The sequence below is a fragment of the Nocardioides plantarum genome (genome assembly GCF_006346395.1).
Classification (GTDB): domain Bacteria; phylum Actinomycetota; class Actinomycetes; order Propionibacteriales; family Nocardioidaceae; genus Nocardioides; species Nocardioides plantarum.
Genome location: NZ_VDMS01000004.1, coordinates 171,408 through 184,543, shown reverse-complemented (window position 1 = coordinate 184,543; position 13,136 = coordinate 171,408). Strand labels below are relative to the sequence as shown.

Annotated in this window: 12 protein-coding genes; 9 read left to right on the top strand and 3 right to left on the bottom strand. The window is 72.1% G+C overall.

Going from position 1 to position 13,136, the window contains the following annotated elements:
• Positions 1 to 42 precede the first annotated feature (42 nt).
• Together FJQ56_RS17130 and FJQ56_RS17125 are read left to right on the top strand one after the other, a co-directional pair.
• A complete protein-coding gene (locus tag FJQ56_RS17130; protein ID WP_140010811.1) occupies positions 43 to 1,548 on the top strand; it encodes a cryptochrome/photolyase family protein in 1,506 nt (501 codons plus the stop codon).
• A 25-nt stretch (positions 1,549 to 1,573) separates the two neighbouring features.
• Positions 1,574 to 2,101 (top strand): 2'-5' RNA ligase family protein, encoded by a 528-nt coding sequence (locus tag FJQ56_RS17125; RefSeq protein ID WP_140010810.1) that lies wholly within the window; start codon positions 1,574 to 1,576, stop codon positions 2,099 to 2,101.
• On the opposite strand, the gene FJQ56_RS17120 is transcribed toward FJQ56_RS17125, so the two are convergent.
• A complete protein-coding gene (locus FJQ56_RS17120; RefSeq protein ID WP_140010809.1) occupies positions 2,070 to 2,516 on the bottom strand; it encodes a VOC family protein in 447 nt (148 codons plus the stop codon). The genes FJQ56_RS17125 and FJQ56_RS17120 overlap by 32 nt on opposite strands.
• Positions 2,517 to 2,593: 77 nt before the next feature.
• Here FJQ56_RS17120 and FJQ56_RS17115 point away from each other — a divergent pair, with 77 nt between their 5' ends.
• From FJQ56_RS17115 to FJQ56_RS17100, 4 genes are read left to right on the top strand one after another with little or no spacing between them, the layout of a single operon-like run.
• Positions 2,594 to 3,508 (top strand): aminoglycoside phosphotransferase family protein, encoded by a 915-nt coding sequence (locus tag FJQ56_RS17115; protein WP_140010808.1) that lies wholly within the window; start codon positions 2,594 to 2,596, stop codon positions 3,506 to 3,508.
• Between the two features lie 34 nt (positions 3,509 to 3,542).
• Positions 3,543 to 4,922, top strand: coding sequence for an MFS transporter (locus tag FJQ56_RS17110; protein ID WP_246084221.1), 1,380 nt, complete (start codon positions 3,543 to 3,545; stop codon positions 4,920 to 4,922).
• Positions 4,919 to 5,599 (top strand): hypothetical protein, encoded by a 681-nt coding sequence (locus FJQ56_RS17105; protein ID WP_246084220.1) that lies wholly within the window; start codon positions 4,919 to 4,921, stop codon positions 5,597 to 5,599. The genes FJQ56_RS17110 and FJQ56_RS17105 overlap by 4 nt, the downstream gene beginning before the upstream one ends.
• Positions 5,600 to 5,610: 11 nt before the next feature.
• Positions 5,611 to 6,846 (top strand): DUF480 domain-containing protein, encoded by a 1,236-nt coding sequence (locus FJQ56_RS17100; RefSeq protein WP_246084219.1) that lies wholly within the window; start codon positions 5,611 to 5,613, stop codon positions 6,844 to 6,846.
• 12 nt (positions 6,847 to 6,858) lie between these two features.
• On the opposite strand, the gene FJQ56_RS17095 is transcribed toward FJQ56_RS17100, so the two are convergent.
• Positions 6,859 to 7,302 carry an OsmC family protein gene (locus tag FJQ56_RS17095; RefSeq protein ID WP_140010806.1) on the bottom strand — a complete coding sequence of 148 codons (444 nt, stop codon included), beginning with the start codon at positions 7,300 to 7,302 and terminating at the stop codon, positions 6,859 to 6,861.
• 75 nt (positions 7,303 to 7,377) lie between these two features.
• On the opposite strand from FJQ56_RS17095, the gene FJQ56_RS17090 reads away from it, so the two are divergent.
• Together FJQ56_RS17090 and FJQ56_RS17085 are read left to right on the top strand one after the other, a co-directional pair.
• Positions 7,378 to 7,842 carry a MarR family winged helix-turn-helix transcriptional regulator gene (locus tag FJQ56_RS17090; RefSeq protein ID WP_140010805.1) on the top strand — a complete coding sequence of 155 codons (465 nt, stop codon included), beginning with the start codon at positions 7,378 to 7,380 and terminating at the stop codon, positions 7,840 to 7,842.
• 811 nt (positions 7,843 to 8,653) lie between these two features.
• On the top strand, positions 8,654 to 9,652 hold the full coding sequence (locus tag FJQ56_RS17085) for a PIN domain-containing protein (protein ID WP_140010804.1): 999 nt from the start codon (positions 8,654 to 8,656) through the stop codon (positions 9,650 to 9,652).
• Positions 9,653 to 9,735: 83 nt separating this feature from the next.
• On the opposite strand, the gene FJQ56_RS17080 is transcribed toward FJQ56_RS17085, so the two are convergent.
• On the bottom strand, positions 9,736 to 10,530 hold the full coding sequence (locus tag FJQ56_RS17080; RefSeq protein ID WP_170215446.1) for an aminoglycoside adenylyltransferase domain-containing protein: 795 nt from the start codon (positions 10,528 to 10,530) through the stop codon (positions 9,736 to 9,738).
• Positions 10,531 to 10,629: 99 nt separating this feature from the next.
• On the opposite strand from FJQ56_RS17080, the gene FJQ56_RS17075 reads away from it, so the two are divergent.
• The gene (locus FJQ56_RS17075; protein ID WP_140010802.1) at positions 10,630 to 13,011 is read left to right on the top strand and encodes an FdhF/YdeP family oxidoreductase; all 2,382 of its coding nucleotides are present in this window, start codon (positions 10,630 to 10,632) and stop codon (positions 13,009 to 13,011) included.
• Positions 13,012 to 13,136: the final 125 nt, after the last annotated feature.

The window sequence follows — 13,136 nt, the reverse complement described above, 5'->3', positions numbered from 1 at the left end:
GGGGTGAATCTAGAGGTCTGCCGTGCTGTCTAGGTTGGGTTCATGGCGGCGACCACACAGCGACACGTCCGCCTGGTCCTGCCGCACCAGCTGTTCGAGGAGCACCTCGATGCCGAGCCCGGGACGACGTTCGTGCTGGTCGAGCACGACCTGCTGTTCCGCCAGTACCGCTTCCACGTGCAGAAGCTGGTCCTGCACCGCGCGAGCATGCGGCGGTTCGCAGCCCGCCTGCGCGAGGCCGGGTTCGACGTCGAGGTGGTCGAGACCGACGGCCGTACGACGTCGCGCGCGGCCCTGGCGCGGGTCGTGCGGCGGCTCGCGCCGAGCCAGGTCACCGTCCACGACGTCGTCGACGACTGGCTCTCGCAGGACCTGACCGCAGCCCTGGCCGACGGCGGCTACGACCTGCGGTCCGACGACGTGCTGGAGACCCCGAACTTCCTCACCACCCGCGCCCAGGTCGCGGACTTCTTCACCGGACGGCGCTCGCGGATGAGCGCGTTCTACGAGTACCAGCGGCGCCGGCTCGACGTCCTCATGGACGGCGACCGGCCGGTGGGCGGGCGCTGGTCGTACGACGAGGACAACCGCAAGAAGCTGCCGAAGGCCCACCCCGTGCCGGCCCCTGCCGTCCTCGCCGTCCCGGATCGCGACGACGCGGTCGCCGAGGCCGTCGAGTGGGTCGGGCGCGCCTTCCCCGACAATCCCGGTCGTGCGGCGTCGTTCGCGTGGCCGACGACCCACGGGGAGGCCGAGGCGGGGCTCGAGCGGTTCCTGGCCGAGCGCTTCCACGAGTTCGGTCCCTACGAGGACGCGCTCTCCGTCGAGCACCCGTTCGTCTTCCACTCCCTGCTGACCCCCGGCCTCAACGTCGGGCTGCTCTCGCCGCAGCACGTGCTCGACCGCGCGCTCGAGGTCGGCGACCAGGACGGCGTACCGCTGGCGAGCGTGGAGGGGTTCGTGCGCCAGGTCATCGGGTGGCGCGAGTACATGCGGGCGACGTACGTCACCCAGGGCCGGGGGATGCGCAGCCGCAACCACCTGACCCACACCCGTCCGCTCGCGGAGGGCTGGTGGACGGCCGAGACCGGGCTCGCGCCGGTCGACCACGTCGTCGACCGCGTCCTCGAGCACGGCTACGCCCACCACATCGAGCGGCTGATGGTGCTCGGCAACGCCATGTGCCTGTTGCGCACCGACCCGGACGCGGTCTACGAGTGGTTCATGGAGATGTTCGTCGACGCCTACGACTGGGTGATGGTGCCCAACACCTATGCGATGAGCCAGTTCGCGACCGGCGCCTCGATCACCACCAAGCCCTACGTCTCGGGCAGCAACTACCTGCGCAAGATGAGCGACTACGGATCGGCCGGGTGGGGGACCGACTGGCAGGACGACTGGGACGCCCTCTACTGGACCTTCGTCGGTGACCACCGCGACGTGTTCGACGCCAACGGCCGCTCGCAGTTCGTCACCAGCGCCCACGACCGGATGACGGCCGCCAAGAGGGCGGCGCACTCCGAGCGGGCGGCGGTGTGGTTGACGTGAGCGCGCGCACGAGGGGGACCGGCTGATGCCGCGCCTGCACAGCCTCGAGCTGCTGCTCGACGCCGCCGGCGAGGCCGCCGTACGACGGCAGTGGCAGGCCCTGCGCGACGCCGGCCTGCCGTCGATGCTCGACCACGCGGGTGCCACCAACACGCCCCACGTCACGGTGATCGCGGTGCCGTCGATCGACGCGACCGCCGAGGCACGGGCGGTCGAGCTGATCGGTCCGCTGCTGCCGATCGAGGTGCGGGCGTCGGGCCTCGCGGTCTTCGGCGGCGAGCGGCTGACCCTCGCTCGGGTCGTCGACGTGGACGACGCGGTGCTGCGGGCCGTGCTCGACCTGCGGGCCGCGACGACGGGTCACCAGCACCCCGGGTGGCTGCCGCACCTGACCCTCGCCCGTCGCCTCCCGCGCGCCGACCTGCCGCGGGCGGTCGAGGTCGTGGGCACCGGTGACGCGGTGATGGTGCTGACGGCCCTGCGCCGGTGGGACCCCGACGCCGGCACGGTGACGCCGCTGGTCACTCCTCGGGAGCCACCAGCTCCAGGTTGATGTCGTCGGGGTCCTGGAAGGACAGGATCGACATGCCGCTGCCCTCGAGCGACAGCACGCCGCCGTTGACGACCCCGGCGGCGTCGAGCCGCTGCGCGGCGGCGGCCAGGTCGGCCTTGGTCGGGACGCCGAAGGACACGTGGTCGAGCCCGACCCTGGTGGAGTCGAACCGGTCGCCCGTCCGGGCCACCGGTCGGAGCCCGAACAGCTGGCCCTCGACCTGGAAGATGCAGCCGCCGAAGAACCGCTTCGGGTCCTCGGTGGCGCCCTCCTCGTCGATCTTGTCCGTCGCGTCGATCGCGGGGTCGGCGCCGAAGACGGTGGAGTAGAAGTCCTTGGAGCGCTGGATGTCGGTCACGGTGACGCGGACGTGGTGGATCCCCTGCAACGGGGCGAGCGGCGTGGTGTCGGCCATCGGGCAAGGGTTGCTCGCCTGAGCGCCGAGCCTTCCACCCGCAGGGGTGCCATCCGTTCCTGCTCTAGTCTCGGCGCGTGCACGAGGGCGAGGTGGTCGCGACCGCCGACCAGGTGCGCCGTCTCCTCGCCGCCCAGCACCCGCAGTGGGCCCACCTGACGGTGACGCCGGTCGACGACTTCGGCACCGACCACGTGCTGTTCCGGCTGGGCGACGGGAGCGGCGACGACCTCGTCGCGCGGATGCCCCGCGCCCCCTGGGCCGTCGAGCAGGCCGCGAGCGACGCCCGGTGGCTGCCGGTGCTGGCGCCGTATCTGCCGGTCGCCACACCCGTCCCGCTCGCGCAGGGCGAGCCCGGCGAGGGCTACCCGTGGCCCTGGTCGGTGGTGCCGTGGCTGCCGGGCGCGCCTCCCGTCGCGGGGGACCCCGCGTTGGTCGGCCTCGGCGCCGACCTGGCGGCGTACGTCGTGGCGCTGCGGTCGGTCGACACCAGCGGCGCCCCGCGCAAGACCGACGGCGCCCGCGGCGCACCCGTCCGCGAGTGGGACGAGGCCGTGCGCGAGGCGATCGAGGCGTGCGGCGACCGGATCGACCGGGCCGCGGTCAGCGAGGCCTGGGACGACTGCGTCGCCGCACCGGACTGGCCCCACGACCCGGTCTGGCTGCACGGCGACCTGCTGCCCGGCAACCTGCTGGTCTCCGGCGACGGGGAGGGAGAGCAGGCGCGGCGCCTCAGCGCGGTCATCGACTACGGCGCTCTCGGCGTCGGCGACCCGGCGCCGGACCTGCAGCCCTACTGGACCGTGCTGCCGCCGGGGGAGCGCGACGCGTTCCGTGAGGGAGTCGACCTCGACCAGGACACCTGGCGCCGTGGCCGGGGCTGGGCGCTCGGTCCGGCGCTGACCGGGATCCCGTACTACTGGGAGAGCGTGCCGGCGTTCGCGCAGCGCGGGCTGCGGACGATCGCCGAGGTGCTCGCCGACCTCGGCTAGGCATGACTGGTTGGATGAACCGGTGCGTCGTGCCGTGGCCCCCCTCCTCGCCGTGACCGTGGCGCTGGTGCTCGCGGACTCGGCGGTGGTCACGCTCGCGCTGCCCGACATCGTGCTCCACCTCGACGCCTCGGTGACCGAGGTCGCCTGGGTGCTGATCTCCTTCAACCTCGTGCTCGGGCTCGCCGCGGTGCCCACGGCGATGAGCTTCGCGCGGGCCCAGCCCCGGGTGCTGACGGCGCTGGGCATCGCGCTGTTCGCCGGCGCCTCCGCGTGGTGCGCGGCGGCCGGCTCCATCGAGGTGCTGATCACGGCCCGGTGCCTGCAGGCGCTCGGTGGCGCGTGGGCGGTGGTCGGGTGCCTGGAGCTCCTGGTCGCCGAGCGCGGCGAGCGTCGCGGCGTCGCGACCTGGGTGACCGCGGGCGTCGTCGGCACGGCCGCCGGCCCCTTCGCCGGAGGCCTGCTCACCGAGGCGTTCTCGTGGCAGGCGATCTTCGTGGTGCAGGTGCCGTTCGCGGTGCTCGCGGTCCCGGCGGCCCTGCGCGCCCGCGCCGTACCCCCCGCCGAGCCGGACCGCCACCGCCCGGCCCTGCTGCCCAACATCACCCTGGCGCTGATGTCGGCGGCCCTCACGGCGGCGCTGTTCCTGCTGGTGCTGCTGCTCGTCGAGGGCTGGCGGCACTCCCCGGGCCAGGCGGCGCTGACCGTCTCGGTCGTCCCGGTCGCGGCGCTGGCGGCCCGCCCGCTCGTGCGCCTGCTGCGTACGCCGCCCGACGTCGAGATCGCGGTCGGCTGCTTCCTGGTCGCCGGCGGGCTCGCGGGACTCGCGCTCCCGCCGTCGGCCGACCTCGCCTGGACGATCGCGCCCCAGGCGTTGGTGGGGCTCGGGCTCGGGCTCACCGTCGACCAGCTCACCTCGCAGGCCATGCACCTGCGGCTGCCCCGGGTCCGGCACGCCGCGTGGACCATCGGCGCGCGGCACCTCGGGGTGGTGGTCGGGCTGGTCGTCCTGACGCCTGTCTTCACCGCCGACCTGATGGACGCCCAGGAGCCCGCAGAGGTCGCGATCACCTCGCTGGTGCTCGACGCGCCGCTGCCGCCGCAGGACAAGATCGCCATCGCCAAGGCGCTCGGCGATGCGCTGGTGGGGGAGCGGGGACGGGTCCCGGACCTGGGTCCCGCCTTCGACTCGCTCGACCTGGCGCCCGCGCAGCAGCCGGCCGCAGACCGGCTCGAGGTACAGCTCGACGAGCAGCTCGAGCGCGCCGCCACCCACGCCTTCCGGGACTCGTTCCTCATCGGTGGCGGGCTGGCGCTGCTCGCCCTGCTCGTCGTGGTCCTCACCTCGGTGGCGGGTGCGGCGACGGGTGCGGTGTCCGGGGCGGCCTCCACCCGTCGGCGGGTGGCGTCGTGACCGGCGTGCCGCTCGGTCCGCCGCCGTCGGGTCCGCCGCCGACGGTGAGACCGGCCGGTGGCCGGCCGGCCGGGGTGATGCGCGTCCTTGGTCTGCCGGTGCTCGCGCTGGTCCTGGTGGCCGGCGTGCTCGGCGTACAGCTGGACAAGGGGGGTGGCGAGTTCGAGCCGCTGCGCCCGGCCGACGCGTGCGTCGAGCGCGGCGTCACCTCGCAGGCCGAGGGCATCGAGGGGCTCACCGAGCGTCTGGTCCTGCTCGGCGTCGACGGCGCCGCGTGTCGGCTCGGGGTGAGCCGCGAGGCGCTGACCCTCGAGCTCGCCCAGCCCGGCGAGCGCAGCGACGCGCAGGTCGACGCGCTGCGGGAGGGCCTCGAGGACGCCGTACGACGGATGAAGCGGGACGGGACGCTCCCGCCCGCCTCCGACCTGGCCGACGAGGCGCTCGAGGACGCCGACCTCAACCGGTTCCTGAAGGCCGCGATCCGCGCCCTGCCCGACAAGGTGGTCGACGGCGCGCTCAAGACCGACGACGTGCTGATCCGGGCCATCGACGACCTCGACCTGCGTGAGCTGCTGGGCAACCTCGACGACCAGGACGACCTCAACCGACAGGTCGAGAAGGCCGTCACCGACGCCGTCAAGGACTCGCTCCTCGACCGGTTGCGCAACCTCATCTAGGGTCGGGCCACGTGAGTGAGACCAGCGGACCGACCGGGCTCCCCGTGCTGACGGCCGAGGAGCAGCGGGTCCTCGGCAGCCTCCTGGAGAAGGAGGTGACGGTCCCCTCGACCTACCCGATGACGGTCAACGCGGTGCGCTCGGCCTGCAACCAGACGAGCAGCCGCGAGCCCGTCGTCGACTACGACGACACCGTCGTCCACCACACGTTGCGCGAGCTGAAGCAGCGCGACCTGGTGGCCGTGACGTGGGACGACCGGGGACGGCGGACGCTGAAGTACGTCCAGACCCTGGCGGTCCGCCTCGACCTCGCCGAGGACGAGCGGGCGCTGCTCACGGTCCTGCTGCTGCGCGGCGCCCAGGCACCCGGCGCGCTCAGGTCCCGGACCGAGCGGCTGCACGCCTTCGCCGACCGCGGCGCCGTCGAGGCCTGCCTGGCCCGGATGGCCGGGCGGGAGCACCCGCTGGTCGAGCAGCTGCCCCGTCAGCCGCGCGAGCAGGACGCCCGCTGGATCCATCTGCTCGGACCGGTCGAGACGCCGGCCACCGCCGTGGCACCCGGCGCCGCCCCGGCCGTCGACCGCGACGTCGTGATCGCCGGCGGCGCGGACGTCCGCGACGACAAGGTGCGGGCGTCGTACGGCGCCGTCGCGGCGTCGTACGCCGAGGCGCTGACCGACGAGCTCGCCGACCTGCCCTTCGAGCGCTGGCTGCTCGACCGCGTCGCCGCACGGGCCGGCACCGACCCCGTCGTCGAGGTGGGGTCGGGACCCGGCCACGTCACGGCCTACCTCGCCGAGGCGGGCGCCGACGCGACCGGCATCGACCTGACCCCGGAGATGGTCGCGCAGGCCCGCGAGCGCTACCCCGACGGCGTCTACGAGGTCGGCGACCTGCGCACGCTGATGCGCCCGATCAACGGGTCGGGCTGGGCCGCGGTGCTCGGGTGGTACTCCCTGATCCACCTCGCCGCGTCGGAGCTGCCGGCTGCGCTCGACGCCCTGGTGCGACCGCTGGCCGGCGACGGGTGGCTGGTGCTCGCGATGCACGCAGGCGCCGAGGTGCGCACCCACACCTCGTGGTTCGACCACGAGATCGACCTCGACTTCGTCTTCCACCGACCGGCCGAGGTGGTCGCCCTGGTCGAGGCCGCCGGTCTCGTCGACGTGGAGTGGTACCACCGCGGCCCGGTGACGGGCCGCGGTGAGTCGACCGAGCGGCTCTACGTCGTCGCTCGCAAGCCCTGAGCGGACCCGGGATCAGCTCTCGAGCGACGCCTCGAGCGTGATCTCCACGCCGGTGAGCGCCTTGCTGATCGGGCAGCCGGCCTTGGCGGCCTGAGCGGCCTCCTGGAAGCCGGCCTCGTCGAGGCCCTCGACCTCGCCGACGACGGTGAGCTTGATGCCGGTCAGCTTGAAGCCGCCGTTGGCGGAGTCCGGGCCGAGCGACACGTCGGCCTGCACGTCGAGCGACTGCGGGGTGCCGCCGGCCTCGGCGATGATCGCCGAGAGCTGCATGGCGTAGCACGACGAGTGGGCGGCGGCGACCAGCTCCTCGGGGCTCGTGGTGCCGCCGGCGTCGTCGGCCGCACGCTTGGGGAACGAGACCTCGTAGGTGCCGACCTTCGAGCTGGTGAGCTCGACCTGGCCGGAGCCCTCCTGCAGCGAGCCGTTCCAGGCGGTGCGAGCGGTACGAGTGGGCATGACGTGCTCCTTCGGTGGATGTGGACGGCAATTGTCTTGTGCACAAGATACTAGCGGGCGAGTAGAGTGTCGTCCATGGCCGCCACCCTCCCGCCGAGCGCAGCCGAGCTCGACGAGCTCCTCTGCTTCGACCTCTACGCCGCCCAGCGCGCCGTCACCGCGGCGTACCGCCCGGTGCTGGGTCGTCTGGGGCTGACCTATCCGCAGTACCTCGTGCTCGTGCTGCTCTGGGGACGCGAGGAGTGCACTGTCCGCGAGGTCGCCGAGGCCCTGCGCCTGGACCACGGCACCCTGACCCCGCTGCTGCGCCGGATGGAGACCGCCGGCCTGCTGACCCGCACCCGCGGCACCGACGACGAGCGCACCGTACGGCTCCGCCTGACCGACGTCGGTGCCGAGCTCGAGGAGCACCGCGACGACGTGCAGTGCCAGATCGCCGACGCGATGGGCCTGCACGACCGTGACGTCGCCGCGCTCCAGCGGCTGCTGCGCCGGGTCGGTGACGCGACCCGTGCCGCGGTCGAGGACACCGAGGTCTGAGCCCGCCCCAGGGCCTCCTGGACTGTGCTCACCACTCGTGGTCCTGCCGGCCTGCCGAGTTGCCGCGCAGACGACTAGGCGGCTGTCGGCAGCCGCTCCTTGTCCACGGTCAGGATCCATCACCACAGCAGATCCAGGACGTGCGTCGCTGCGAGCCTGCGCCCCGGGCTGACTCGGAGGTCGCACGCCGTGATGAGCATGCGACCTTGCGCGCCACCACGGACTGTCGGTGGTCCGGTGCAGGATGCCGATCGAGGGCCAAGGCGGTTCTCGGACAGTCGACAGCCGTAGGTAGGGGGTGAACATCATGGCGAAGAGCAGCAGCAAGCCGAGCAAGGCCGCGCTCTCGAAGGCAGGTACGAAGTTGGCTTCGGGTTCCACCTCGAAGGCGGGCAAGTCGAAGGCAGGTAGCACCCTCGGCAAGGGCTGAGACCAGCAGCTGTCGGCGTCTGTGCGTGCCCGGGAGCGGGGGCAGGCGCCGACAGATGTCGCGACTCACGGTTTGACCCTCGGGTCGAGCTATGTCGCCCGCGGGCCTGGATCTCGACGTCGTCCTCGTCGGTCGGGAGCCTGCGCAGTCGCGAGAGGGCCCGGAGGCGATCCCGTTCGCGGGCGCCTGGCGGCTCGTTGACACAGGTGGAACCTCCCACTGCTTTGTGCTGAGAGCCCGCGTCTCCGCCGCTGCCGCCACCCGGCCCCGGGGGCAGCCGTGGTGGCACGCGCAGCGTCTTCCCGTGGTTGTCGGTGCTGTCGGGCAAGGTGTCATCCATTGGCGGCCATGGCGCCGCGCCGACCACCGTAGGAGCGTTCCGTGACCCTCAGACTCCTCCCCGGCAGCCAGCCGCGCTACGCAGCCGAAGAACTCGGACGTCAAGAGACGGCCGTAGGTAACGTCCGCACCGGGGGTTACTTGGGCCAGGACCTGCTCAAGGAGTACCTGAAGTGGGCTCTCGGGGCAGAGCGGATGCTGCTGAACCACTTCACTCGCGACTCGGTCTCAGCGGTGGTCTTTACGCAGCGCTACTGGGCGCTCCAGACATCAAGCTCGGACAACTGGGAGATGTCCCGGTTGCTCGTGGAGGCCGAGATCATCGAGCAGAGCGCGCGCCTCCTGGCCGAGAAGGCGCTGCTGGACGATGCCCACACACGCTGGACGCGGGGTCGACTCCTCGTCCCTGACACCTCAGCCCTGATCCACGGCCCGAAGTTGTGGGAGTGGGATCCGGCCGCCGACCTCGGGTGGCGCGACGTTCCAGTCCACATCGTCCTTCCGATGCTCGTTCTCGACGAGCTCGACGAGTTGAAGGAGCACACCAAGGAGCACACGCGCTATCGAGCGCGCCAGACGTTGAAGTGGGTCGCGGAGCAGATCGGTTCGTCGCAGTCCTTCCTGGTCGGAGGAGGTTCCGTGGCGGAGGGCCCAGACGGTCTTGTCGTCAGAGGCGACATCCACCTCGACGTCCTGCTCGACGCGCCCGGCCACGTCCGTCTGCCGATTGCGGACGACGAGATCGTCGACCGTGCCGCTGCCATCGCAACGCTATCGGGCCGCGACGTCGTGCTCGTGACCAACGACGTCAGCCAGGCCTATCGCGGCCGTCTCGCTGGGCTCGACGTCTCGACGGTCGCGGAGCCGATCTACGACGTCGACATCCAGGAGCAGGCGAAGGCGGGAGCGAAGGCGGAGAGGGCTCAGAAGGCTGCGGACCGCCGGGTTGCCCAGGAGGCGCAGCGAGGCAAGCGAAAGGGAGGCCAGCACGACCAGTCCGAATCGCAGACACCCTCGGTGCCGGTCAATCAGGATGAGTGACCTGCCGACGCCGTTCGCGATCCGCGAGGCGGTCGCCAACTCGGTTGCGCTCAACCTGCAGTTGTGTGACGTACAAGGCCGGTTCAGTCCCGCGCGTCGAGCGCAGCCTGACCCGCCAGTCGTACGACGTCCCAGACGAGCGCACGGGTGGGCGCGACCAGGGCCGGGTCGGCCTGCCGGTGGACCCGGTCCCAGGGGTGCGCGCGGTCGGCGAGCGCCGCCTCGATCACCGGTCGGTGGACGGGGTCGAGGTGCTCGAGGGCCCAGTGTGCGGCAGCGGTCTTGCCGGTGACCTCGGCGTGCGTCGCGGTGTGGACGATGCGGCAGGACGTCAGCACGCAGGCGGGCTGGAACCACGCGTCGTCGTACCAGGAGGGGTCGCCCTCGAGCTGCTCGGCGCGAGCCCGAGCGATGCCGAGCGCCTCGGCCCGCAGGGCGGGTGCGCCCATCTCGGCGACGAGGTCGCGGGGCGGGGGACCGGTGAGCACGACGCCGCGCTCGCGCAGCAGCCAGCGGGTGTGCGCGGTGTTGTCGTGCGCCGACTGCTCCAGCTCGCGGGAGCCGTTGTCGACGTACCACCAGCGCCGGCCGAGGGTCATCGGGCTGCGCAGGTCGGCGAGGTCGGCGTAGGAGCCCTCGAGGTGGGACGCCCACCCGCCGCCATCGGGCAGCCGCCGGTGCAGCGCGCGCAGGGCGTCGAGCCCGTCACCCTCGACCCGGCCGTCGGTGACCACGACGAAGTCGACGTCGCTCCATTCGTCGGCACTCCCGAGCGCGAACGAGCCGACGAGGTAGGCGCCGACGAGCCGGTCGCCGAGCGCCTCTCGGGCACCGTCGACGAGGTCGTCGAGCACCCGTCGTACGTCGGGCTGGGTCATGCGGCCCCACGTTAGTGGGCGGGTCCCGCTCGACCGGGTGGTCAGAACCCGGATCAGGTTCGCGACCATGGGTACCCAGGAGTCGACGAAAGGCACCCCATGAGCCGCAAGGCACCCCGCAGTGACATCGACGAGTCCACCCTGACCGTGACCCACCCCGAGGACCACGCCGCGGGACCGACCGCGGTGGCGGTCAGCATGAAGCGTGCCGTCGACGGCATGGGGGTGCGGCGCACGGCGCGGACGCTGCCCAAGCTCAACCAGGCCGACGGGTTCGACTGCCAGGGCTGCGCCTGGCCCGACCCGTCGCCCGAGCACCGCCACAGCGCCGAGTTCTGCGAGAACGGCGTCAAGGCCGTCACCGACGAGGCGACCCTGCGCGAGGCGGGCCCCGCGTTCTTCGCCGCCCACCCGATCGCCGAGCTGCACGACCGCACCGACTACTGGCTCGGCCAGCAGGGCCGGATCACCGAGCCGATGGTGCTGCGCGCCGGGGGCACCCACTACGAGCCGATCTCGTGGGACGACGCGTTCGCGCTGATCGGGACCCACCTCGCCGTCCTCGACTCGCCGGACGAGGCGGTGTTCTACACCTCGGGCAAGGTCTCCAACGAGGCGGCGTTCGCCTACCAGCTCTTCGTGCGCGCCTACGGCACCAACAACCTGCCCGACTGCTCCAACATGTGTCACGAGTCGACCTCCGTCGGGCTGGCGGAGGTGATCGGCATCGGGAAGGCCTCGGTCACCCTGGAGGACGTCCACCAGGCCGAGCTGATCGTCATCGCCGGGCAGAACCCGGGCACCAACCACCCGCGGATGCTGAGCGCGCTCGAGATCGCCAAGAAGAACGGCGCTCGGATCATCGACATCAACCCGCTCAAGGAGGCGGGCCTGACCCGCTTCAAGAACCCGCAGACCGTCAAGGGCACGGTCGGCCACGGGACCGCCATGGCCGACCTCCACCTGCCGGTGCGCATCAACGGCGACCTGGCGCTGTTCCAGGCCATCGCCGCGCTGCTGCTCGAGTGGGGCAGGCTCGACCACGACTTCATCGCCCAGCACACCCACGGCTTCGAGGAGTACGCCGCGCACCTGCGCGCCCTCGACTGGGACCTCGTGCTCGCCTCGACCGGCCTGTCGCGTGAGCAGATCACCGAGGCCGCCGAGATGATCGCGGCCTCGCGCAAGACCGTCTACTGCTGGGCGATGGGGATCACCCAGCACCACAACGGCGTGGCCAACGTCAAGGAGATCTCCAACCTCGCGTTCCTGCAGGGCAACATCGGCAAGCCCGGCGCCGGGCTCTTCCCCGTACGCGGTCACTCCAACGTGCAGGGTGACCGCACCATGGGCATCTGGGAACGACCGCCCGCCCACTTCCTCGACGCGCTGCGCGACGAGTTCGGGTTTGAGCCGCCGCGCGAGCACGGGTACGACGCCGTGGCCGCCGTCAAGGCGTTCCGCGACGACGAGGCCAAGGTCTTCTTCGGGCTGGGCGGCAACTTCATCGCCGCGATGTCCGACACCACCGTGACCGAGGACGCGCTGCGCAAGGCCGACCTGACCGTGCAGGTCTCGACCAAGCTCAACCGGTCCCACGTGGTGCACGGCCGCGAGGCGCTGATCCTGCCGCCGTTGGGCCGCAGCGAGAAGGACCTGACCGGCGGCATCCCCCAGCGGGTCACCGTCGAGGACTCCGTCTGCTCGGTGCACGCCTCCCGTGGCCCGCTCGAGCCCGCCTCGGACCACCTGCGCTCCGAGGTCGACATCATCTGCTCGGTGGCCCAGGCGACCCTCGGCGACCGTCACGCCCTCCCGTGGGACGACTTCCGCGGCGACTACAGCCAGATCCGGCGCCGGATCGGCCGTATGGTGCCGGGCTGTGCCGGCTACGAGGAGAAGGTCGACCAGCCGGGCGGGTTCGTCCTACCGCACCCGCCGCGCGACACCCGCACCTTCGAGACCGACACCGGGCGCGCCAACTTCACGGTCAGCCCCACCGAGGTGCTCCACGTGCCGCAGGGCCGGCTGCTGCTGCAGACGATGCGCTCCCACGACCAGTTCAACACCGTCATCTACGGCCTCGACGACCGCTACCGCGGCATCAAGGACGGACGCCAGGTGGTCTTCGTCAACCAGCTCGACATCGAGGCCCAGGGCCTGCGCGACGGCCAGTACGTCGACATCGTCAGCGAGTGGGAGGACGGCTCGACCCGCCGGGTCAGCCGGTTCCGGGTCGTCTCCTACGACACCCCGCGCGGCTGCGCGGCGGCGTACTACCCCGAGACCAACCCGCTGATCTCGCTGGACGCCAAGGCCGTCGGCAGCAACCAGCCGGCGTACAAGTCGGTCGTGGTCCGGCTCGTGGCCTCCGTCCCCGACGCGCCTGCCACGGGACGGCCCGAGGGCATCGCGACCGAGGAGTCGCCCGACGGCGGCGACGAGCCCAAGCGCTACGTCGACCCGACCCACCTGAGCTGACCGGGAGGTCCGAGCTCCGGAGGTCGCGTTGGTCTCGGGTCAGGGATGGCGGACGACTCGACGAGCACGAGGGACCGGGGTCACCAGACGCCACGGAACGTCGACCTTCGGCCCGTCGCCGAGCG

Bases quoted from the DNA above. Each gene is read 5' to 3' on its own strand.
- FJQ56_RS17130 (WP_140010811.1), top strand. From the start codon at position 43: ATGGCGGCGACCACACAGCGACACGTCCGCCTGGTCCTGCCGCACCAG.
- FJQ56_RS17125 (WP_140010810.1), top strand. From the start codon at position 1,574: ATGCCGCGCCTGCACAGCCTCGAGCTGCTGCTCGACGCCGCCGGCGAG.
- FJQ56_RS17120 (WP_140010809.1), bottom strand. From the start codon at position 2,516: ATGGCCGACACCACGCCGCTCGCCCCGTTGCAGGGGATCCACCACGTC.
- FJQ56_RS17095 (WP_140010806.1), bottom strand. From the start codon at position 7,302: ATGCCCACTCGTACCGCTCGCACCGCCTGGAACGGCTCGCTGCAGGAG.
- FJQ56_RS17090 (WP_140010805.1), top strand. From the start codon at position 7,378: ATGGCCGCCACCCTCCCGCCGAGCGCAGCCGAGCTCGACGAGCTCCTC.
- FJQ56_RS17080 (WP_170215446.1), bottom strand. From the start codon at position 10,530: ATGACCCAGCCCGACGTACGACGGGTGCTCGACGACCTCGTCGACGGT.
- FJQ56_RS17075 (WP_140010802.1), top strand. From the start codon at position 10,630: ATGAGCCGCAAGGCACCCCGCAGTGACATCGACGAGTCCACCCTGACC.